Consider the following 23,067-nt stretch of genomic DNA (forward strand, 5'->3'; position numbering starts at 1 on the left):
CGACGCGAGTCGGGGCTCTTTTTTTGGCCTGCCCTTTTTCGAAGGGCGATCGTGTCCCGCGCCGATGTCCCGAAAAGGATTCGCGCAGAACGATGCTGCCGTGCGTCAACACCGTATGCCGGATACGGTAGCCGTTGAAGATCGTGCGAACCGTGTAGGCCAATCGCCAACAGTGTCGGGTCGATTCCCGGGGCGCACGGATGCCGGTCTCCATGCAGACCGCCATGCAGACCTGCACGCAGGCATCGAATGCGTTGTCCGTGATGCGAATCGGCAATGACTGCGGAAGTGTGATCCCAATCGCTTGCCGCGACCGGCGCGGCTGCTAGCGTGGATTCGCCGCATCGGCGTCCGATGCGGTGAACCAGCGCTGCGGGTCCGGCAAGGATGCCCCAGAGGCGCCTGCCGTCCGGGCGATGTCCGGCGACAAGCCAATCACAAGGAATCACAAGGAGTGATGTCAGTGAAAACATTGAGTGCCGCTTTGCTGTTGCTTCTCGGGGTGACCGTGTCCGCACACGCGGCGGATACGCTGCATCGACCCGCCTCCTCCGGGCACGCGATCCGTTCCATCGATCGCGTCGACGTGCGCAGGATGCCCGCCGTCGATCTCGTCCGCCTGAACGCCGAGGATCGCCAGCGCGATCGTCTTGGCCTGCCGGTCCGCTTCGCTGCGCCGATCAAGGTGAACTACACCACGGCCAACACCGGGACCTGGGAAACGCTGGACGATGACCATCTCGTCTGGCGCATGCGCGTGTCCTCCCCGGGCGCGCTGTCGCTCAACTTCGGTTTCACCGAATTCCGCATGCCCGTCGGCGGCCGCCTGATGGTCTATCCGGTGTCGGATGCACGTGCCGCCAGCGCCGCCCCGGTGCGCACCTACACCGACGCCGACAACGAAAGCCATGGCCAGCTGTGGACCCCGATCGTCGACGGCGACGAGGCCGTGATCGAAGTGGTCGTGCCGCGCGCGATGAAGGACCAGCTGAAGCTGCGCCTGACCCAGGTTGGCCACGACTACGCCGGCTTCCGCAACATCGCGGCCGGTCGTCGTTCGGTGTTCCAGACCCGCGGCACTTCCGGCAGCTGCAACACCGACGTGGTCTGCCCGGCCGGCGATGCGTGGCGCGACCAGATCCGCGCGGTCGCGGCGTATTCCACCGGCGGCAGCATCTTCTGCACCGGTTCGCTGGTGAACAACACCGCGAACGACCGCAAGATGTACTTCCTCACCGCCAACCACTGCGGCCTGAGCAGCTCCAACGCCGCGTCGCTGGTGACCTACTGGAACTACCAGAACTCCACCTGCCGCGTGCCGGGCAGCACCGCCAGCGGCCAGAACGGCAACGGTTCGCTCGCCCAGTCGCTGACCGGCGCCTTCTTCCGCGCCAGCAACGCCACCAGCGATTTCGCCCTGCTCGAACTCGATGATCCGGCGCCGGCGGCCTACAACGTCTACTGGGCCGGCTGGGATCGTCGCAGCGTCGAATTCCCCGGCTCGACCGGCATCCATCACCCGAACGGCGGCGAGAAGCGCATCACGCACTCGACCACGGCCACGCGCACGGTCGCCTATGGCGGCGGCACCGGCACCACCCACGTGGAAGCGTCCTGGGCCGGCGGCATCTCGGTGACCGAACCGGGTTCCTCAGGCTCCCCGCTGTACAGCCCGGACAAGCGCGTGATCGGCCAGCTGCACGGCGGTCCGTCGTACTGCGGCGCGCCCGCAGCGTCGATGAAGGACTACTACGGTCGCGTCTCGGTGTCCTGGGCCGGCGGCGGCACCAACAGCACGCGCCTGAGCAACTGGCTCGACGCGGGCAACACCGGTGCGACCACGCTCGACGGCATCGGCGGCAGCACCACGCCGACGTACTCGATCTCCGGCACCATCACCACCAGTGCCGGCGCCGGCATCGCGAACGTCATCGTCAGCACCGGTTCGGCCAGCGCCACGACCAACAGCAGCGGCGCCTACACGCTGAGCGGCCTGTCGAACGGCACCTACACGCTGACGCCGTCGCTGAGTGGCTATACCTTCTCGCCGACCAGCCGCAGCGTCACCGTGAACAGCGCCAACGTCACCGGCCAGAACTTCACCGGCTCGGGCCCCGTCGGCGTGCAGACGTACAGCAACGGCACCGACTACGCGATCAACGACAATGCCACGGTCAGCAGCCCGATCGCGGTGAGCGGTCGCACCGGCAATGGCCAGGCCAGCACGCCGGTCGCGGTGAACATCATCCACACATATCGCGGTGACCTGGTGGTCGACCTCGTGGCGCCGGATGGTTCGGTGTACAACCTGCTGAACCGTTCGGGCGGCAGCGCGGACAACGTCAACCAGACGTTCAACGTGAACCTCTCGGGCGAAGCGCTGAACGGCACGTGGAACCTCCGCGTGCGCGACGCCGCGACGGCCGACACCGGCCGCATCGACAGCTGGAGCATCACGTTCTGACGCCAGACTGATGGCGTGAGCCATCGCGTCATGCGTGCAGGAGGGGGCGGTCGGTCCTGCCGGCCGCCCTCTGTCCTGCCTGCGCTCCGCTTGCACGCGGCAGCGCCTCTTCCGACAGGCGGCATGCGGCCTCCGTGATGGACGCCGCAGGGCTGCAAGGGGCTGTCGGACACGATGCCTTTCGCGGACACGATCGTCCGCCTTTCGCCGGCACTGCCGGCTTCACAGGGAGAGAGAACGCAATGAAGCACCATCTGACCGCCGTCGGCCTCGCACTGCTGTGCGTGGCGCCGGTTTTCGACAGCATCGCCGCCGATCCTGCCACCGGCGCGTTAGACGCATCGTCCGGACAGGACCAGGCCCACATCCGCGCGCACAGCGAAGCCGAACTGGCGTCGATGCGCCTGGAGCGCGACCCCGATGCCCGCGTCTACATCGTGATGTCGCGCGATACGCACGCCGGCATGACCGATCTCGTCGCGCGGGGGCGCGCGATGCGCGACAGCATCGGCAACCCGCTGGTCGTCGCGGAGATCCGGGCGCACCAGCTCAGCCGTGTCACCGAACGCGTGCATCTGCGCGAGCGCCGCTGCGGCGGCTATTTCGCGTTCCCGACGCGCGAACAGGCCGAAGCCTTCGTGCGCTCGGACCGCTCCGCCGAGGTGGTGTCGGGGCGCGCCACGGCCCGCGTCGCCTACACCATCGACAACCAGACCACGGTCTCGCCGTGGCTGGACCAGGTGCAGCACACCAACATCTACAACACCATCAACCACCTGCAGACCTACCAGAACCGCTACTACGCCAGCAGCTACGGCAAGACCGCGGCGGAGTGGATCCGCACCACCTGGCAGGGACTCGCCGGCACGCGCAGCGACGTGACCTCCGAACTGTTCGCCTGCAGCAACTGCTCCACGCAGCCATCGGTGATCCTGACCATCCGCGGCAACGAGCTGCCGAACGAGATCGTGGTGCTCGGCGCGCATCTGGATTCGATCAACGGCAGCGCAGGCGGCAGCACCTCGCAGCGCGCGCCGGGCGCGGACGACGACGCCTCCGGCATCGCCACGCTGACCGAAGTGCTGCGCATCGCGATGGCCAATGGCTGGAAACCGAAGCGCACGGTGAAGTTCATGGGCTATGCGGCCGAGGAAGTCGGCCTGCGCGGCTCCAACGCGATCGCCCAGGCGCACAAGAACGCGGGCGCCAATGTCATCGGCGTGCTGCAGATGGACATGACCAACTGGAAGTCGGCCACGTCGACGATCGACATGCGCCTGGTCTCGGACTATTCCAGTCCGGACACCAAGACCTTCCTGACCAACCTGTTCGACACCTACCTGGCGCCGCGCGGCCTGCGTCGCGGCAGCGACACCTGCGGCTACGCCTGCTCCGACCATGCTTCGTGGACCGCCGCCGGCTATCCGGCCGGCTTCTTCTTCGAAGGCGGCACCGGCGCCACCAGCGGCGGCTATTTCAGCCAGATCCATACCGCCAACGACACCCTGGCGAACATGGGCAACTCCGCGCAGAACAGCGCCAAGTTCGCGCTGATCGGCCTGGCCTTCCTCGGCGAGGCGGCGAAGACGTCCGGTGGCGGTGGCGGCAACGCGGCGCCGGCCGCGAGCTTCACGTCGAGCGTCAGCGGACTGACCGCAAGCTTCACCGACACCTCGACCGACAGCGACGGCAGCATCGCCTCGCGCAGCTGGAACTTCGGCGACGGCACCACGTCCACGGCCACCAACCCCAGCCGCACCTATGCTTCGGCCGGTACCTACACGGTCGCGCTGACCGTCACCGACAACGGCGGCGCCAGCAACACCACGACGCGGACGGTCACCGTCGGCAGCGGCGGCACGCAGACCTACACGAACGGCACCGACATCGCGATCGCCGACAACGCCACGGTGGAGAGCGCGATCGCCGTCTCGGGGCGCACCGGGAACGGATCGACCACCACGCCGGTCGCCGTGAACATCGTCCACACCTACATCGGCGATCTGAAGGTCGACCTGGTGGCGCCGGACGGCTCGATCTACGTGCTGCACAACCGTGCGGGCGGTTCGGCCGACAACATCAGCCAGACCTACACCGTGAACCTGTCGAGCGAGCCGCTCAACGGCACGTGGAAGCTGCGCGTGAACGACAATGCGAGCCAGGATACGGGCCGGATCGACAGCTGGAGCCTGACATTCTGACAAGAATCGTCATGACGATATGTCATGAAGGGCCCTGGCGAATGCCAGGGCCCTTCCGGGTTTTACAGGATGAGGCACGCACGCGGCACGCGGTCTGCAAATCGCGATGCATGTCGTGTTTTCTGCTGCGGAAACCGCGCCTGAACTGCTGCGCGTGAACGATGCGATCGACCTGGCGCGTCCGCACTGATGACCATTCGTCATGTTCTGCTGCGAATCGCTCGCGCACACCAACATCGCTCCGGAAAAATGCTGCAGCGCACATTGATGGCGTCCGGCGCTGTTCCTAAGTTGCGCCACGGATTCGCAGGGGGCGGATCCGGTACACGGGCCGCACAGAACAAGCACGTTCACAACAGCGCGCCCGGGACATCTCGCCGCATCACGCGGTCATCCATTCCGGAGAAGAAAAAAATGTCTTTCGATGTGCATCACAAGGGGCAGGTCAAACCGCTCGTCGCCGCCATGCTGCTGGCGGTTTCGTCCATGGCAGCACCGGCCGCGTTCGCCGGTCAGGCCCATCTCTCGGGCCTGCAGACCGACACGCAGTTCGATCAGTTCATCGTGAAGTACCGTTCGGGTACCGCCGAGCGCAACAGCAGCGCCGCCATCGACCGTGGCCTGCAGCGCGCCACCCAGGGCATCGCCCGGAGCAAGGCCGGCCAGGCCGTCGCCCTCAAGCATTTCCGCCGCATGTCGCTCGGTGCGGACGTGATCCGCGCCAACCGCGCGCTGGGCCGCAGCGATGCCGAAGCGCTGATGCGCCGCATCGCCGCCGACCCGAACGTCGAATACGTCGAAGTCGACGTGCGCATGTATCCGGTGCTGACGCCGAACGACACGCGCTACACCGATCAATGGCACTACTACGGCGCCACCGCCGGCATCAACGCGCCGGCCGCGTGGGACAAGAGCAATGGTTCCGGCATCGTCGTCGCCGTGGTCGATACCGGCCGCACGCCGCACAGCGATCTCGACGCCAACACCGTCGCCGGCTACGACTTCATCACCAACACGTGGACTTCGCGTGATGGCAACGGTCGTGATTCGAACCCGAACGACGAAGGTGACTGGAGTCCGACGGCCAACGAGTGCTATCAGGGCTCACCCACGACGAACAGCAGTTGGCATGGCACCCATGTCGCCGGCACCATCGGCGCGGTCACCAACAACAGCAAGGGCGTCGCTGGCGTCGCCTACGGCGCGAAGATCCAGCACGTGCGCGTGCTCGGTCGCTGCGGCGGCACGCTGTCCGACATCGCCGATGGCGTGACCTGGGCCTCGGGCGGTACGGTCAGCGGCATTCCGGCCAACGCGACCCCGGCGAACATCGTCAACATGAGCCTCGGCGGCGGCGGCGCCTGCTCGACGACCTACCAGAACGCGATCAACGGTGCGGTCGGCCGCGGTACCACGGTCATCGTGGCTGCCGGCAACAGCAACGGCAATGCGGCCAACTTCCAGCCTGCCAGCTGCGCGAACGTGGTCACCATCGGTGCGATCGACAGCGCGGGCAAGCGCTCGGTCTGGAGCACGCAGTACAACCAGCTCTCCAACTACGGCAGCGTCGTCGACCTGTCGGCGCCGGGCTCGAACATCTGGTCGACGCTCAACGCCGGTACGCAGGGGCAGGGCGCCGAAAGCTACGCCTCCTACGGCGGCACCTCGATGGCGACGCCGCACGTCGCCGGCGTGGCCGCGCTCGTGCAGAGCCGCCGCAAGGCCCTCGGCCTGGCGCTGTACAGCCCTTCGCAGCTCGAAACCCTGCTGAAGAACACCGTCCGTCCGTTCCCGCAGACCCCGGACCAGCTGCTCGGCGCCGGCATGCTCAACGCCGATGCCGCAGTGACCGCCGCAGGCAACAGCGGTGGCGGTGGTGGCACGCAGACCTACACCAACAGCGCCGACTACACGATCGCCGACAACGCCACGGTCGAGAGCCCGGTCTCGGTGTCCGGTCGCACCGGCAACGGACCGACCAACGCTTCGGTCGCCGTCGCCATCGTCCACACCTACATCGCCGACCTGAAGGTCGACCTGGTGGCGCCGGACGGTTCTGTGTACGTCCTGCACAACCGCGCAGGTGGTTCGGCCGACAACATCAACCAGACCTACACGGTCAACCTGTCGAGCGAACCGCTGAACGGTACCTGGAAGCTGCGCGTCAACGACAACTACGTCAACGACACCGGCTACATCAACAGCTGGAGCGTCACCTTCTGATCCTTGCGGGTGGCTTCACGCAGCGACCGGCGCAGGCCGGTCGCGTGCGATCGTCAATACCCGGAGCCTCGGCGAAAGCCGAGGCTTTTTCATGTCCGGTCGTTGCGCAGTCCGCTGCAGGACCCGACATGAACTTTCGTCATCAGAACGCTCGATCATGATCCGACAATGCTTCTTCAGTGACGAATTTCTCGAAAATCGGGCGATGCCATGCTGCGATGCGCCTTGCTCGCATGTCGGGGCTTGACTAGTGTTGCGCCACGGAAGCAGGCGGCGCACACCGCCCGAGCACCGGGACGCAGCATCACAACCACGACACAAGCGCGTTCCCGTTCCTGCATTCGTCTTTCGCCATGTCGACCTTTCCGACGCGGCATACAGGACTCATTTCGACTCACTTTCTGAAGGAAGCCTCATGAAACATCGTCATTCCGTTCTCGCGGCCGCCGTTGCCGCCGCTTTCGCCTGCGCCGCCGTGCCAGCTTTCTCCTCCGAACTCCGCACCGTGAAGAATCCCGTCCCGGGCCAGTACATCGTGGTCCTGAAGGGCAACGCCGCCAGCCTGTCCAACGAGCGCAGCAGCCTCTCCCGCGTCTCTGTCGTGGCCCGTGGCATGGCCTCGCAGCATCGCGCGAAACTCGTCCGCAGCTACGAGCGTGCGCTCCGTGGCTTCGTCGTGAAAGCCGACGACAGGGCACTGGCGCGTCTGGTCGCCGATCCGCGCGTGGCCTACGTGAAGGAAGATGGCGTGGTCTCGGTGTCCGCGACCCAGGCCAGTGCGACCTGGGGCCTGGATCGCATCGACCAGCGCGATCTCCCGCTCAATCAGTCCTACACCTACGACACCACGGCGTCCGGCGTGCATGCCTACATCGTCGATACGGGCATCCTGGGCAGCCATGCCGAATTCACTGGGCGCATGGGCAATGGCTATCGTGCCATCGCCGACGATGGCCGCGGTACCAGCGACTGCAACGGCCATGGCACCCACGTCGCCGGCACGGTCGGTGGCAGCACCTACGGCGTCGCAAAGGGCGTGACGCTGCATCCGGTGCGCGTGTTCGGTTGCGGCAGTTCCGGCTCGACTTCTGACGTCATCGCAGGCATCGATTGGGTCACCACCAATCATGTGAAGCCTGCTGTGGCGAACCTGAGCCTCGGCGGCGGTGCCGATGAACTGACGGACACCGCGCTCAACAACATGATCGACGCGGGCGTGGTTGCTGTGGTGGCCGCCGGCAACGATGGCCAGAATGCGTGCAACTATTCGCCTGCTCGAGTGCCGGCCGCGATTACCGTGGGATCGACCAACAGCCAGGATGGTCGCTCGATCTTCTCCGTGGGTTCGTCGAACCACGGCACCTGCCTCGACCTCTTCGCCCCCGGTTCCAGCATCCTCTCTGCCGGTATTTCCAGCACCACGGCGACATCGACGAAGAGCGGCACGTCCATGGCCAGCCCGCACGTGGCCGGTGTCGCTGCCCTGTACCTGGCCAGCAATCCGACGGCGACCCCTGCGCAGGTGACGACCGCGATCATCAACAGCAGCACGCCGAACAAGGTGACCGATGCGAAGACCGGGTCGCCCAATCGCCTCTTGTATTCGCTGTTCGGCGGCACCACGCCGCCGCCGGTCACCTACACCGTCTCCGGCACGGTGACCACCGGCACGGGCGCGGCCCTGTCCGGCGTCACCATCAGTGCCGGCGGTGTGTCGGCGACCACCAGCAGCACGGGTGCCTACACGCTGAGTGGCCTGGCCAATGCCACCTACACGTTGACGCCGTCGCTGAGCGGCTACAGCTTCACGCCGGCCAGTCGCAGCGTGACCGTCAGCGGCGCCAACGTGATCGGGCAAAACTTCACCGGCACCGCAGCCAGCAGTGGCGGCACAGTCGTGCACAACGTCACGCTGCCGTCTGTGTCGTCCGGTAGTTGGTCGCCGACCTATGCCGTGAACATTCCCGCCGGCACTACCCAGCTGGTCGTCAACATCTCCGGTGGTACAGGCGATGCCGATCTGTATGTGCGCCGCGGCGCCACGCCTAGCCTGTCGAGCTGGGATTGCCGCCCGTACAAGGACGGCAACGTCGAGACCTGCACGATCAGCAATCCGGTTGCCGGCAGCACGTACTACATCCGCGTGAATGCCTACCGCAGCTTCTCGGGCGTCAACATGAAGGCGACCCGCACGCCTTGATGGCGTGGCGACATGTTGCCGCCTGCCGATGATCCCGTCGGCACGTTGCGACGCCGCGCGACGCACATGCAGGCGAGGCCCCGGCGAATGCCGGGGCCTCTTGCTGCCAGTCGCGAAACGGGCAGGCTGGGTTCGGCCTGTAGCGATGCCGCGCGCAATCAGGTGCGCGATCCGCCGGATGACATGCCCGGGCTGCTGTTCGCATCCGCCATTCGCTTGCGCATGGCGGGTCGCCGCTCACGTCATCGCGTCCATCGCACATGAAATATCGGATGGTCGGACATGGTCGCGAACCGGTTCCGTTGAATATTTGCGTCGTGCGGCCACTGGACGCGATGCCGGCGCGAAGCGAGTCGATGCGAAAAATGTGCTTTCCGTCTTTGTTTCAATTGAAACCAAATCGATGCTGCAATGCAGCACGCGCCGCATCGGGCGATTTGCAGCATGCTGCACTGCGAAAAAATCAACGCGTCGCATTTTTTCCGGGATATTGATTCCAGTTCCGGAGTGGTCTACGTTCCTTCGGCGCTTGTGGATGCGGACATCGCGTGGGGCACACATGGCGATCCGCTGGGGGAAGGCAGTGCCTTCATCCGCAATGCGCACGTTGCGCAGGCCAACGGTCTGCGCAGGTTCCATACAACATCAATAGAACGTCCTGATAAGGAGCGCTTGTGAACCACCGTCTTTCCATGCTGTCCGCCGCGATCGGCGCCACCCTCGTCTGCGCCGCCCTCCCGGCCTCCGCCGGCGAGCTGCGCACCGCGCAGACCCCGGTCCAGGGGCAGTACATCGTCGTGCTGAAGGACAACGCCGCCAGCCTCGCCAATGAGCGCAGCAGCCTGTCCCGCGTTTCCACCGTCGCCAGGGACATGGCCACCAAGCACCGCGCCAAGCTGGTGCGCAGCTACAACAGCGTCCTCCGCGGCTTCGTGGCACGTGCCGATGACAAGGCGCTGGCTCGCCTGATCGCCGACCCGCGCGTCGCCTACGTCGAGGAAGACGGCATCGTCACCGCCTCGGCCACGCAGACCGGCGCCACCTGGGGCATCGATCGCACCGACCAGCGCGACCTGCCGCTCAACCAGAGCTACACCTACAACACCACCGCGTCGGGCGTGCACGCCTACATCATCGACACCGGCGTGCTGCTCAGCCACAGCCAGTTCACCGGTCGCATGGGCAACGGCTTCGACGCCGTGACCAGCGGCGGCAACGCCAACGACTGCAACGGCCATGGCACGCACGTCGCCGGCACCGTCGGCGGCACCACCCACGGCATCGCCAAGGGCGTGACCATCCATCCAGTCCGCGTGCTGGGCTGCACCGGCTCGGGCACCAACTCCGGCGTGATCGCGGGCATGGACTGGGTCGCGAACAACCACATCAAGCCGGCCGTGGCGAACATGAGCCTCGGTGGCGGCGCCTCGCAGGCGACCGACGACGCCGTCGCGCGCATGGTCAACGCCGGCGTGACCGTGGCCGTGGCTGCGGGCAACGACAATTCGAACGCCTGCAACTACTCGCCGGCCCGCGCGGCTTCGGCGATCACCGTCGGTTCGACCACGAACACCGACGCGCGTTCGTCGTTCTCGAACTACGGCACCTGCCTGGACATCTTCGCCCCGGGTTCGAGCATCACCTCGGCCTGGTACACCAGCAGCACCGCGACCAACACCATCAGCGGCACCTCGATGGCGTCGCCGCACGTGGCCGGCGTGGCCGCGCTGTACCTCGCCAGCAACCCGTCGGCAACCCCGGCGCAGGTGACCTCGGCGATCATCAACGCGTCGACCCCGAACAAGGTGACCGGTGCCCAGACGGGTTCGCCGAACCGTCTGCTGTACTCGCTGTTCGGCGGAACCACGCCGCCGCCGCCGGGCGACACGGTCGTGCACAACGTCAACCTGCCGACGGTCTCGACCGGCAACTGGTCGTCGATCTACACCGTGGCCATCCCGGCCGGCACGACCAAGCTGGTCGTCAACATCTCCGGCGGCACCGGCGATGCCGACCTGTACGTCCGTGCAGGCGCTGCGCCGACCACCAGCAGCTACACCTGCCGTCCGTACTTGAGCGCCAACACCGAGACCTGCACGATCAACAACCCGACCGCCGGCACCACGTACTACATCGGCGTGCGCGCCTACAGCACCTACTCGGGCGTGAACATGAAGGCGACCCGCACGCCCTGATCGGGCGCTGCGACTCGGTCAATGCGCCGAGGCTTCCTGTTCCAACCCGCGATGCGGATCCTGGCTCTTCTTCGTGTTCGCATCGTTGCAATTCGGACCCCGGCGCAAGCCGGGGTTTTTTTTCAGGCGCGATCCCTGTTTTTGCGGCCTTCGTTCGCGCTGCACGGATCGTGTCGTGAGTGTCCCGTGTGACGCGCTTCGCATCGCACGCATTCATTCGCGCCGGGTGTTGCGAAATTCGAACACCTGTCGTCAGACGTATGGCCTTGATTCATTCGCCGAACTGCACTAGGTTTGAAGCGTGGTCGCAGGCATGGAGCGCCTGTATTCAAGGGGGAATCCATCAGCGCTCCGTCGTCGCGGATTTCGCGTCGCGACGCGACCGCGCCACCCGTGCCGACATCATTTCCGCACGGGTCCGGAAGTATCCAACCATAACGATATGAAGGAGCGATCGTGAACTACAGAAACTCCGTGCTCTCGCTTGCCGTCGTCGCGACCCTGTCGTGCGCGGCACTTCCCGCGTTCGCCGGCGAGCTGCGTGCCGCCAGCAACCCGATCCAGGGGCAGTACATCGTCGTGCTGAAGGACAACGCCGCCAGCCTCGCCAACGAGCGCAGCAGCCTGTCCCGCGTGTCCGTCGTCGCCAGGGACATGGCCGCAAAGCACCGGGCCAAGCTGGTGCGCAGCTACGACCGCGTCCTCCGCGGCTTCGTGGCGCGCGCCGACGACAAGGCGCTGGCCCGCCTGCTCGCCGATCCTCGCGTCGCCTACGTCGAGGAAGACGGCATCGTCACCACCTCGGCTACGCAGACCGGCGCCACCTGGGGCATCGACCGCGTCGACCAGCGCAACCTGCCGCTCGACAGTTCGTACACCTACGACACCACCGCGTCGGGCGTGCATGCCTACATCATCGACACCGGCGTGCTGCTCAGCCACAGCCAGTTCACCGGCCGCATGGGCAACGGCTTCGACGCCGTGACCACCGGCGGCAACGCCAACGACTGCCATGGCCACGGCACGCACGTCGCCGGCACCGTGGGCGGTACCACCTACGGCGTGGCCAAGGGCGTGACCATCCATCCGGTCCGCGTGCTGAGCTGCAGCGGCTCCGGTTCGAATTCCGGCGTGATCGCGGGCATGGACTGGGTCGCGAACAACCACATCAAGCCGGCCGTGGCGAACATGAGCCTCGGCGGCGGCGCCTCGCAGGCGACCGACGATGCCGTGACCCGCATGCACAATGCCGGTGTCACCGTGGTAGTCGCCGCCGGCAACGACAACGGCGATGCCTGCCTCAAGTCGCCGGCGCGTGCGCCCCTGGCCGTCACCGTCGGCTCGACCACGAACACCGATGCGCGTTCGTCGTTCTCGAACTACGGCACCTGCCTGGACATCTACGCCCCGGGTTCGTCGATCACCTCGGCCTGGTACACCAGCACCACCGCGACGAACACCATCAGCGGCACCTCGATGGCGTCGCCGCACGTGGCCGGCGTGGCCGCGCTGTACCTCGCCAGCAACCCGTCGGCGACCCCGGCCCAGGTGGCCACCGCGCTCGCCAACAACGCGACGCCGAACAAGGTGACCGATGCCAAGCCGGGTTCGCCGAACCTGCTGCTGTACTCGCTGTTCGGTGCAGGCACGCCGACGTACTCGATCTCCGGCACCGTCACCACCAGCACGGGCGCCGCCCTGTCCGGCGTGACCGTCAGCGCCGGCTCGACCAGCGCCACGACGAACAGCAGCGGCGCGTACACGCTGAGCGGCCTGTCGAACGGCACCTACACGCTGACGCCGTCGCTGAGCGGCTACACCTTCTCGCCGACGAGCCGCAGCGTCACCGTGAACAGCGCCAACGTCACGGGCCAGGACTTCACCGGCACCGGTTCGGGTGGTGGCGGCGTGCAGACCTACAGCAACGGCACCGACTACACGATCAACGACAATGCCACGGTCAGCAGCCCGATCGCGGTGAGCGGTCGTACGGGCAATGGCCAGGCCAGCACGCCGGTCGCGGTGAACATCATCCACACCTATCGCGGTGACCTGGTGGTCGACCTCGTGGCGCCGGATGGTTCGGTGTACAACCTGCTGAACCGTTCGGGCGGCAGCGCGGACAACGTCAACCAGACGTTCAACGTGAACCTGTCGGGCGAAGCGCTGAACGGCACGTGGAACCTCCGCGTCCGCGACGCGGCCAGCCTCGACACCGGCCGCATCGACAGCTGGAGCATCACGTTCTGATCCAACCGGCCTGACTTGCGCAAGCCGACCCGACGCCTCCCGCTCCGGCGGGAGGCGTCTTCGTCTGGCGGTCCGTCATCGTTGCTGCGCATGGCAGGGAAGGGCGGATGGCACGTCGGATGGCACGGGCGGCAGGTCGAGGCCGGCGGTATGATCCGCGCGTACGTCGCAGGATCCTGTCATGCCCATGCCGAACATCGCCGTCGTCCTCGTGTCCGCTGTCGTGCTGGGGCTCGCTTCCGCCTCTGCATTCGCGACAGATCAGGCCCATGACCCGGCCGTCGCGGCCCATGCGCGCGGGCATGCCGCCGATGCCCTGGCCTCGCTGCAGCTGGAACACGACCCTCTGGCGCGGGTCTACATCGTCATGTCCCGGGCTTCGCATGCGCACATGCCCGACCTGGTGCGCAGCGCGACGCCGAAGATGGACCGGCAGGGCAATCGCCTGGTGCTGGCCGAGATCCGCGCACACCAGCTCAGCCGGATCACCGAACGCATCCACCAGCGCGAGCGCCGCTGCGGGGGATACTTCGCATTCTCCACCCGCGCCCAGGCCGAAGCCTTCCTCCGCAACGACCGCTCGCGCCCGCCGCTGTCGCGCAAGAGCCCGGCGATGATGGTCGAGTACAGCATCGACAGCCAGGCCACGGTCTCGCCCTGGCTCGACCAGGTGCAGCACACCAACCTCTACAACACCATCAACCACCTGCAGACCTACCAGAACCGCTACTACGCCAGCAGCTACGGCCGCGATGCCGCGCTGTGGCTGCAGGGCACCTGGCTGGGCCTCGCCACCGGGCGCAGCGACGTCACCTCCGAGCTGTTCTCCTGCGGCAACTGCTCGACGCAGCCCTCGGTGATCCTGACGATCCGCGGCAACGAACTGCCGAACGAAGTGGTGGTGCTCGGCGCGCACCTGGATTCGATCAACGTCAGTGGTGGCGGCAGCACGAGCCAGCGCGCGCCCGGCGCGGACGACGATGCTTCCGGCATTGCCACGCTCACCGAAGTGCTGCGCATCGCGATGGCCAGCGGCTGGAAGCCCAGGCGCACCGTGAAGTTCATCGGCTACGCCGCCGAGGAAGTCGGCCTGCGCGGCTCGAACGCCATCGCGCAGGCCTACAGGCGCAGCAACGTGAACGTGGTCGCGGCCCTGCAGCTGGACATGACCAACTACAAATCCGGCTCGGGGCCGGACATGCGCCTGGTCACCGATTTCTCCGATCCGCACATGCAGCGTTTCCTGACCGACCTGTTCGATGTCTACCTCGCGCCGCGCGGACTCACGCGCGGCACCGACACCTGCGGCTACGCCTGCTCCGATCATGCTTCGTGGACCGCCGCCGGTTATCCATCCGGCTTCTTCTTCGAAGCCGGCACCGCCGACGGCAACATGTTCTCCGCGATCCACACCACCGGCGACACGCTCGCCAACATGGGCAATTCTGCGCAGAACAGCGCCAAGTTCGCGCAGCTGGGCCTGGCCTTCCTCGGCGAAGCGGCGAAGACCAGCGTGTCCGCGAAGACAGGCCGCAGGCGCTGAGCGCGCCGGACCGCACGGGTCCGGCCTTGTCTGCCCGCGGGACCCGACGCGATGTCCGGTCATCCGCGCCTGTGCCGACTTTGCGCATTCGCTTGCTGCGGCGCACAACGTGTTGCCCTGCGACTTCAATCGGAACAAGGGCTTGTCTCCGATCGCCAGGTCACTTGAGGATGCGCGGCGCGCCTGTGTTGACGCCCGATCGCTGCGACCGATAGCGTCGCCGGATCACCTGTTCCGAGGAGGGGACCCGGACAGGTGGCCCGCGCTTCGAAGGCGCGAGGCGACAGGGGAGGCACGCGCAGCGCACTGCCGGCCGAACGAAGATGCATCGAAGAGTGCGTCGTGACAGCACACGCCCGGCACGATCCGGGAACGAATCTTTCAGGACATTCCAAGGGGTTTTTGAATGAAGTCAGCGTTCTTTCCGACGGCTGCCGCAGCCGTCCTGTCGCTCCTGTTGCCCTGCGCCGCGATCGCGGCACAGCCGGGTGCGGCACAGGTCAAGACCATCCGGCCGCAGGTCGGCAGCCCGGTGTCGGCCCAGAGCATCGGCGTCGATGTCCGCAACCTGCCGCGCGCGAAGGAATGGCGTCCGGGCATGGCGATCCGCGAAGCGCATCGCCGCCAGTACACGCCGATCGGCACGAAGCTGCCGCACGCGCCGGAGAACAAGGCGGTCGCGCGCGATCGACTGAACGAGCTGCAGGCGATCTACGACCGCGCAGCGCCCAAGGCCGCGCGTGCCAAGGTCTCCGGTGGCCGCGTCAGCATCAACAATCCGAACACCGGCGTGAGCCCGGGTGATCCGGTCGTCGAAGTCGGCACCAACCACGTGATCTACGCCGTGAACAGCGGCGGCAGCGGCACCTACTTCAAGATCTACGACAAGGCCGGCAATCTCGTCGCCGGTCCCACCACCTTCGGTTCGCTGGCCCCGGCCGGCAATGCCTGCACCGCCGATCGCGGCGACCCGCTGGTCCACTTCGATCGCCAGGCCGGTCGCTGGTTCTTCCTGACCATGGACGACGGCGGCGTCTGCACCTTCGTGTCGAAGACCTCCGATCCGGTCAGCGGCGGCTGGTGGTTCTACCGCTACGCCACGCAGGCTTTCCCGGATTACCCGCATTGCGGCATCTGGAACAACGCCTACGTCTGCTCGACCAACGAAGGCAGCGTGGCCGGCGCCGACGTGTATGCATTCGACCGCGCCAGCATGCTGACCGGCGCCACCGCGCGTCCGGCCCAGCGTTTCAGCAGCGTGCCCACGCTGCCGGGCTACGGCTTCCAGATCCTCACCCCGTCGACCTTCTACGGCACGACCGCGCCGCCGGCCGGCCGCAGGCAGCTGATGGTCCGCCATCGCGACGACGAAGCGCATGATGGCGCCAGCGCGAACGGCACCCAGGATTTCCTGGAACTGTTCGAAATGAACATCGACTGGAACACGCCGGCGAACAGCAGCATCGTCACGCTGCCGCGCGTCGCGATCACCGAGTTCAACAGCTGGTTCATCAACTACTCGACCTTCGCCACCGTGCCGCAGCCGGGTTCGACCTCCAAGCTCGATCCGATCCGCGAGGTCGTGCTCAACCAGCTGACCTACCGCAACTTCGGCACCCACGAGTCGATCGTCGGCACCTTCGCCACGAACCAGAACGCGGGCCGTACCCGCAAGACGCCGGTGGATTCGGGCGTGCGCTGGTTCGAGCTGCGCCGCAGCGGCACCGGCAACTGGGCCCTGCACCAGGAAGGCACCTTCAGCCCGGGCGATACCAACACGCACCACCTGATCGGTGTCGCGGCGATGGACAAGTTCGGCAACATCGGCATGGGCTACAACGTCACCAAGACCAGCACGCCGACCGTGTTCGCTTCGCTGCGCTACACCGGCCGCACCGCGTCCGATCCGCTGGGCGTGATGTCGCTGCCGGAGACCACCGTGGCCGCCGGCGCCGCCGCGGAAACCTCGGGCCGCTGGGGCGACTACTACCAGATGACCGTGGACCCGGTCGACGACTGCACGTTCTGGTTCGTCGGCATGTACCGTCCGAGCGGCGGCTGGCAGACGCGCATCCAGGACTTCAAGTTCCCGGGCTGCTGATCGCCTCGCTTCATCTGCAATGCATTCGTTGCATCGAGACCCCGGCTCCGGCCGGGGTTTCGCTTTTGCGGTATGCGATCCGCGATATTCGATCCGCGATGTGCGAAGTCCACGAAAAAACGCCCCGGGTTTCCCCGGGGCGCTGCATCGAAGGACGAGGCCGATGCAATCCTGCGTCGATCAGCCCAGGACCAGCGAGAGGCCGTAGGCGCTCAGCAGCGGGTTGATGCGCTGGTAGTAGCTCACCGGGTTCGACACGCTGCAGTTGGAGTACGGCGGTGCGGAGCCGTAGAGCTGGCCGCCCGAGCTCACGCCCTGGGCCTGGTTGCCGGCCAGCCACGAGCCGCCGGAATCGCCCTGGGTGAGGCAGGCGTTGGCCTGGCGCAGGCCGTAGACCGGGCCGTTGGAGTAGTTCACGGTTACGCTGTTGGACGTGATCGTGCCGCAACGCCAGCCCGAGGCGTAGCCGGAACGGCAGACTGCGGTGCCGACGCCGTACTCGGTGCTGCCGCGCACGGCGACATTCGTGCCGTTGTAGCGGTTCACCTGGCCGTAGAGCACGTCGACGCTGCGCACACTGGCCCAGGCGCGGTCGTTGGTCGGGAAGCTGCTGCCCTGCACCGAGCCGACGGCCACGCCGCCGATGCTGACGCTGGTGCCCGCCGAGCCGCAGTGGCCAGCGGTGGCGAAGCCCTTGGTGGCGCCGCGCGTGACCGAGAAGCCGATCGAACACGAACCGCCGCCCGAGCCGTACCGGTTGCCGCCGATGACGTTCGCTGCCGGCATCGCGATGCCTTCCGCACGCTCGAAGCGCACGGTGTCGACGTTCGCGCCGCTCACTGCGACGAAATCGATGGCGCGCAGCGTCGCGCCGTCCTGCACCTTCACCACGACGCTGTTGGTCTGCAGGTCCACGTACCAGGACTGCACGCCGTTCAGCGCGCGGGCGTCGCGGGCGCGCTGGCGGATGTCGTCCAGGCGCGCCATCGTGCCTTCGAGCTGGCGCAGGCTGTGGCGCACCTGGCGCACTTCGCTGCCGGGCAGGCTTGCCTTCGCCGCGCCCGTCGTGGCGACGACGTAGCGGAAATCGCCGGTCGACGTGCGCTCCAGCCAGCCGCCGGCGAAGTTCGCGCCGAACGCGCGCCGTGCCTGCGCCTCGCGCGCCAGGGTTTCGTGCTGCAGCTTGAAGAAGCGCGGCAGCTGCTCGGCGGTGAGGTTGAGGTCGCGCTGCATCGCAGCCGCCATGTCGGCCGGGATCGAGGTGCGTGCATCGTTGGCGCCCGCGGTGCCGGCGAGGGCGGCGGTGGCCATGGCAACGGCGATCGAAACGAGGGTTTTCCTGTCCACGAATTTCGAATGAGACATTGAATCGCTCCAGAGACAATGATGGGTCTGTGTCCGAGATCGCCCGATGGCGTCATCGGGTCGGCAAGGGTGTCCTTCCCTGGCCGGCGCGGACATCATCGGCGCGTCGCGTCGCAGCGATTGCGAAACGGATCAAGAAAAACGGGCTTTGTTGCGACGCACCGTATAAGCAATTCGCATCACGGTTTCTTCCTTGGAATAAGGACGCATGCGTATCGTGATATTCCGAACGGAATTTACGGGATGCGGCGCCGCAGCAGGTGCGTGCAGTGGCTGCAGCAGCTTCAGCAGCTTCAGCCGAGTCCGACGATCGAAAGCGCGGTCGCGCTGCCTGGTCTTCGTGAATGCTTCGCCCATGCCCGGATATGCGACGTGATGTAGTTCGCGAAGGTATCGAACCGCTGTGTCCCGAACATCCTCGGCGGCGCCCAGTACTGGATCGCGTATTCCCCCGTTGACGGATCGAATGCATCCGCATCGAGGCAATCGTAATCGTGGTCGTGCCCGCGATTGATGGGAACGAACGCTACGGGCTTTACGTATTCCCAGCCGCCGCCACCGAGCATGCGGCGGCGGAATCTGCGCGTTCGCGATGTCATGCGCAGGATGTGATGATGGGCGTCGTCATCCTCGCCAAGGCTCGCCAGCCAGTGGTGGCATGCGCTGCTGACGGATGCGAACTGGATCAGTGATGCAGGCAACTGGATCGACAGGGCCTCGTTGATCCGGCGAATGCTCGATGCCGTCGGAGGAAAGGGCCACGGATCCGTTGTTTCAGGATGGAGCGCATCGTAGGCGCGGGCCAGGTCGGCGATGGGGATTGTCATGTCGGTCGTCGTGCGATTGGCGTTGCCGCGCGCGAATCGGATCAGCATCGCATGATCCGCCGATCCCGACGATCCCGCTCCTGTCCTTGCGAACGGGCAATCCAGCAAAAAGCCCGGCAGGGCCGGGCTTCGTGTCTCGTGCGCAGTGTCGTTCGGCTCAGCCGGCGGCCTCGAAGCGGTTCGCGTCGACGTTCTTGCGCACCTTGGTCGGATCCCAGATGCGGCCGTTCATCGCGATGTACACGCCCGGCGGCAGCGACTGCACTGCGCCGACGGCGGTGCCGATGTTGAATTCCGCGTCCGAGCCGCGGAAGCGTGCGGGATTGAGCGCGCCGGTCAAAACAATCGTCTTGTCGGCGATGGTGCTGAGCACCTTCGCGGTCTCGACCATGGAATCGGTGCCGTGGGTCAGCAGGACGTGCTTCGCGTCCTGCGCGGCGATCGTCGCGCGGATGAGTTCGCGATCGGCCTGGGTGATGTGCAGCGAGTCCTTGCGGATGATCGGGATGACGGTGAAGCGGAAGGCCACGCCCAGCTCTTCGAGGATGCGACCGATCTGCGGTTCGCCGACCTGATAGTCCGACTTGTCGTCGAAGTAGATCTTGTCGATGGTGCCGCCGGTGGTGACGATCAGGAGCTGGTCCATGGGGATGCTGCGTTCGAGGGGAGGTCGGTGCGGATTATAAGCCCCGTGTCCGCACCGGGGGTTCCATACGCGTGCGTTCAGTCCGATCTTCTATTCCGAGGTTCGATCCGATCCGCGCTTCCTGCCGAAGCGCGCACGCAGGCCGGGCGCGCTGGAGGCGAAGATGATCACCACCGCCAGCACCGTCTCGGCCAGCGCCAGCGGGCGTTGAGCGGCATCGGCCCAGGCGACCATCACGCCGTGCGAGAACCAGCCCAGTGCGAACACGCCGGCCCAGAAGCGTGCCGTCGATTTTCCGGCCAGCGCGCCCAGGCCCAGCAGCAGCGGCGGCAGTGCGAACAGCAGCAGCCCGGCGATGCGATGCGGGCTGTCGTGGACCCACCAGGCGAACAGGCCGGCCAGGGCGAACAGGCTGGCGACCAGAACGAGGCGTTCGGCGGGCGGTGGGGTCGGTGCGTTCAGCATGGAAATGTCCTCAGCGCAGGCGCAGCGCGAGCTGCGCGACCCGACGACCCAGCGCGCGTGCCAGCGCGGTCTCGTCGTCGGTCAGTTGCGGGTCGTCCTTGGCGCCGGCGACATGGCTCGCGCCGTAGGGCGTGCCGCCGCTGCGCGTGGTGTTCAGCGCGTTCTCGCTGTACGGGATGCCGGCGATCACGCAGCCGTGGTGCAGCAGCGGGACCAGCATCGTCAGCAGAGTCGCTTCCTGGCCGCCGTGCATGCTCGCGGTGGAGGTGAACACGCCGGCGGGCTTGCCGATCAGCGTGCCGCTGGCCCATTCCGCGCCCAGGCAGTCGAGGAAGTGCTTCACCGGTGCGGCCATGTTGCCGAAGCGGGTGGGGCTGCCGAGCAGCAGGCCCGCGCACTCGGCCAGATCGGCCTTCTCGACGTAGGGCGCGCCGTCCTCGGGTTCGGGCGGGGCGGCGCGCTCGGTGACCGGCGCCACCGGCGGTACCGTGCGCAGCCGTGCGCGGGCGCCCTCGACCTCGTCCACACCGCGCGCGATCTGCCGCGCAAGCCGGGCCACGGAGCCGCCGCGGCTGTAGTAGAGGACGAGGATGTCGGCCATGGCGGGCTCCGGACGGGCAGGGGGCCGACAGGGTACCGGAAAGGCGCGCCGCGTCGCCGCCTCGGGGGCAGGACGACTCGGTCGGCAACCCGCCAACTGCTACCCTTGGCCCATGGCTGCATCCTCCCCCCTGCAACGGCTGCACGATCTCGTCCGTCATTCGCCGGCCCTCGACCGGGCCCGCGCCGGCACCTTCTTCCGCTTCCTGCTCAAGCGCTTCCTCGACGACCGCCTCTTCCAGGCCGCCGGTGCGCTGTCGTTCACCACCGCCTTCGCCCTGGTACCGCTGAGCATGGTGGTGTTCGGCGTGCTCTCGGCGTTCCCGGTCTACGAGACCTGGAGCGCGCAGCTCAGCACCTACATCTTCTCCAACTTCGTGCCGTCCTCGGCGCGCGCGGTCGAGTCCTACCTGTTCGAGTTCTCGAAGAACGCCGGCCAGCTCACCGTGGTCGGCGTGATCGTGCTCGTGGTGTCGCTGCTGATCACGATGGTCAACATCGAGAGCACCTTCAACCAGATCTGGCGCGTGCCGACCGCGCGTCCCCGGTTCGGCCGGCTGGTGGTCTACTGGACGGTGATGACCTTCGGCGCGCTGCTCGCAGCGGCCAGCCTGGCGCTGTCGGCGCGGTTCTTCGCGCTGTCCATCTTCCAGACCGATCCCGGTCGCGTGCTCGAGCACTGGCTGCTCAGCGTGAGCCCGCTGTTCATCGAGCTGCTGGCGCTGACCGTGGTCTACCGGCTGGTGCCGCATCGCACGATCCGCTGGCGCTACGCGTTCATGGGCGGCCTGCTGGCGGTGCTGCTGATCGAACTGGTGAAGATCGGCGTCGGTTCCTATCTCGGCAGCTTCGGCGCCTACCAGAAGATCTACGGGCCGCTGGCCTTCGTGCCGATCTTCCTGGGCTGGATCTATTTCGGCTGGGTCGCGATCCTGCTCGGCGCCTCGCTGGCTTCGTCGCTCTCGGCGTTCCGCTACCAGCCCGCATCGCAGCGCCTGCCGCTGGGCTACGAGCTCTACGGGCTGCTGCGCCTGATCGGTCGCTTCGACGAAGCGCGCCGCAAGGGCAGGGGCCTGCACCTCGATGACATCCAGCAGATCGAACCCACGCTCACCGATGCGCTGACGCAGCAGATGCTGGGTCAGCTCTGCGAGATCGGCCTGGTGGTGCGCGCCGAGAGCGGCGAGTGGATCCTCGGCCGCGACCTCGACGCGCTCACGCTCGGCGAGCTGTACGAAGCCTGCCATCTCCGCATCCCGGTCGCCGAAGCCTGGCTGCCTGCGCGCGACGACGAACTCGGGCAGCTGTCCATCGCCGCGCTCGACCACCTCCGCGTGCCGCTGCGCGACCTGCTCAAGCGCCCCGTGGCGTCCCTCTATCGCAAGGAGTCCGAATGAAGTCCCTCGTCCTCGCCCTGTTCGCGTTGTCGCTGCCGCTGGTCGCCTGCACCGCTGCGGACGCCCCGCCTGCCGCCGATGCCGCGCCAGCGCCTGCTGCTGCGCCTGCAGACGCCGCGCCCGCCGCTGACCCGGCCAAACCCGCGGCCGACGTCGAGCGACCCACGCTGAAGGTCGCGACGCTCGACGGCGCGCAGTACGACCTCGCCACGAAGCGCGGTCGCTGGGTCGTGGTGAATTTCTGGGCGACCTGGTGCTCGCCCTGCCTGAAGGAAATGCCGGAACTCGACGCGCTGGACGCCGAGCGCGAGGACATCGACGTCGTCGGCCTGGCCTACGAGGAGATCGAGCCCGCCGACATGCGCGCCTTCCTCGCCAAGCGTCCGGTGAAGTATCCGATCGCGATCCTCGACGTCTACGACCCGCCCGCTGATTTCCCGACGCCGCGCGGCTTGCCGATGACCCATGTGATCGCGCCGGACGGCACCGTCGCCAAGCGCTTCATGGGCCCGGTGACGAAGGAAGAGCTCGCCGCCGTCGTCGATGGTGCAGGCAAGGACGCGAAGGCACAGGCCGCCGGCGGGACGTGA

The 23,067-nt window shown here is 66.9% G+C and carries 16 protein-coding genes; 11 read left to right on the plus strand and 5 right to left on the minus strand.

Annotated features, from left to right (window positions below):
• Positions 1-595 precede the first annotated feature (595 nt).
• The 9 genes from ACFQ0E_RS12990 to ACFQ0E_RS13030 all read left to right on the plus strand — a co-directional run bounded on the left by ACFQ0E_RS12990 (position 596) and on the right by ACFQ0E_RS13030 (position 17,177).
• Entirely contained in the window at positions 596-2,464 is a 1,869-nt protein-coding gene (locus ACFQ0E_RS12990) for a proprotein convertase P-domain-containing protein (RefSeq protein ID WP_386824771.1), read from the plus strand.
• Positions 2,465-2,706: 242 nt separating this feature from the next.
• Positions 2,707-4,665, plus strand: a complete 1,959-nt coding sequence (locus ACFQ0E_RS12995; protein ID WP_386824439.1) for a M20/M25/M40 family metallo-hydrolase — start codon at positions 2,707-2,709, stop codon at positions 4,663-4,665.
• A 414-nt stretch (positions 4,666-5,079) separates the two neighbouring features.
• Complete coding sequence (locus ACFQ0E_RS13000; RefSeq protein WP_386824441.1) at positions 5,080-6,888, plus strand: S8 family peptidase; 1,809 nt, start codon at positions 5,080-5,082, stop codon at positions 6,886-6,888.
• A 415-nt stretch (positions 6,889-7,303) separates the two neighbouring features.
• Entirely contained in the window at positions 7,304-9,088 is a 1,785-nt protein-coding gene (locus ACFQ0E_RS13005; RefSeq protein ID WP_386824443.1) for a S8 family serine peptidase, read from the plus strand.
• Between the two features lie 411 nt (positions 9,089-9,499).
• The gene (locus ACFQ0E_RS13010; protein ID WP_386824445.1) at positions 9,500-9,766 is read left to right on the plus strand and encodes a hypothetical protein; all 267 of its coding nucleotides are present in this window, start codon (positions 9,500-9,502) and stop codon (positions 9,764-9,766) included.
• Positions 9,763-11,283 carry a S8 family peptidase gene (locus tag ACFQ0E_RS13015; RefSeq protein WP_386824447.1) on the plus strand — a complete coding sequence of 507 codons (1,521 nt, stop codon included), beginning with the start codon at positions 9,763-9,765 and terminating at the stop codon, positions 11,281-11,283. The genes ACFQ0E_RS13010 and ACFQ0E_RS13015 overlap by 4 nt, the downstream gene beginning before the upstream one ends.
• Positions 11,284-11,739: 456 nt before the next feature.
• Positions 11,740-13,533 carry a S8 family peptidase gene (locus tag ACFQ0E_RS13020; RefSeq protein WP_386824449.1) on the plus strand — a complete coding sequence of 598 codons (1,794 nt, stop codon included), beginning with the start codon at positions 11,740-11,742 and terminating at the stop codon, positions 13,531-13,533.
• Positions 13,534-13,714: 181 nt separating this feature from the next.
• The gene (locus ACFQ0E_RS13025; protein WP_386824451.1) at positions 13,715-15,076 is read left to right on the plus strand and encodes a M20/M25/M40 family metallo-hydrolase; all 1,362 of its coding nucleotides are present in this window, start codon (positions 13,715-13,717) and stop codon (positions 15,074-15,076) included.
• A gap of 406 nt (positions 15,077-15,482) precedes the next feature.
• Positions 15,483-17,177 carry a hypothetical protein gene (locus tag ACFQ0E_RS13030; RefSeq protein ID WP_386824453.1) on the plus strand — a complete coding sequence of 565 codons (1,695 nt, stop codon included), beginning with the start codon at positions 15,483-15,485 and terminating at the stop codon, positions 17,175-17,177.
• 180 nt (positions 17,178-17,357) lie between these two features.
• Here ACFQ0E_RS13030 and ACFQ0E_RS13035 read toward each other — a convergent pair whose 3' ends face one another.
• The 5 genes from ACFQ0E_RS13035 to wrbA form a co-directional block, all read right to left on the minus strand.
• Complete coding sequence (locus ACFQ0E_RS13035) at positions 17,358-18,542, minus strand: S1 family peptidase (protein ID WP_386824455.1); 1,185 nt, start codon at positions 18,540-18,542, stop codon at positions 17,358-17,360.
• A gap of 293 nt (positions 18,543-18,835) precedes the next feature.
• The gene (locus ACFQ0E_RS13040) at positions 18,836-19,417 is read right to left on the minus strand and encodes an SMI1/KNR4 family protein (protein WP_386824457.1); all 582 of its coding nucleotides are present in this window, start codon (positions 19,415-19,417) and stop codon (positions 18,836-18,838) included.
• 109 nt (positions 19,418-19,526) lie between these two features.
• A complete protein-coding gene (locus ACFQ0E_RS13045) occupies positions 19,527-20,015 on the minus strand; it encodes an asparaginase domain-containing protein (RefSeq protein ID WP_137852198.1) in 489 nt (162 codons plus the stop codon).
• 90 nt (positions 20,016-20,105) lie between these two features.
• Positions 20,106-20,480 (minus strand): DUF2069 domain-containing protein, encoded by a 375-nt coding sequence (locus ACFQ0E_RS13050; protein WP_386824459.1) that lies wholly within the window; start codon positions 20,478-20,480, stop codon positions 20,106-20,108.
• Between the two features lie 10 nt (positions 20,481-20,490).
• Positions 20,491-21,081, minus strand: a complete 591-nt coding sequence (gene wrbA / locus ACFQ0E_RS13055; RefSeq protein ID WP_386824461.1) for an NAD(P)H:quinone oxidoreductase — start codon at positions 21,079-21,081, stop codon at positions 20,491-20,493.
• A gap of 112 nt (positions 21,082-21,193) precedes the next feature.
• Between wrbA and ACFQ0E_RS13060 the strand changes: the two genes are divergently transcribed.
• Both ACFQ0E_RS13060 and ACFQ0E_RS13065 read left to right on the plus strand, forming a co-directional pair.
• On the plus strand, positions 21,194-22,477 hold the full coding sequence (locus ACFQ0E_RS13060) for a YihY family inner membrane protein (RefSeq protein ID WP_386824463.1): 1,284 nt from the start codon (positions 21,194-21,196) through the stop codon (positions 22,475-22,477).
• The gene (locus ACFQ0E_RS13065) at positions 22,474-23,067 is read left to right on the plus strand and encodes a TlpA family protein disulfide reductase (protein ID WP_386824465.1); all 594 of its coding nucleotides are present in this window, start codon (positions 22,474-22,476) and stop codon (positions 23,065-23,067) included. The genes ACFQ0E_RS13060 and ACFQ0E_RS13065 overlap by 4 nt, the downstream gene beginning before the upstream one ends.

Origin of the sequence: Lysobacter brunescens (genome assembly GCF_042677005.1) — a bacterium.
In the GTDB taxonomy this organism is placed as follows: Bacteria; Pseudomonadota; Gammaproteobacteria; order Xanthomonadales; family Xanthomonadaceae; genus Lysobacter_I; species Lysobacter_I brunescens.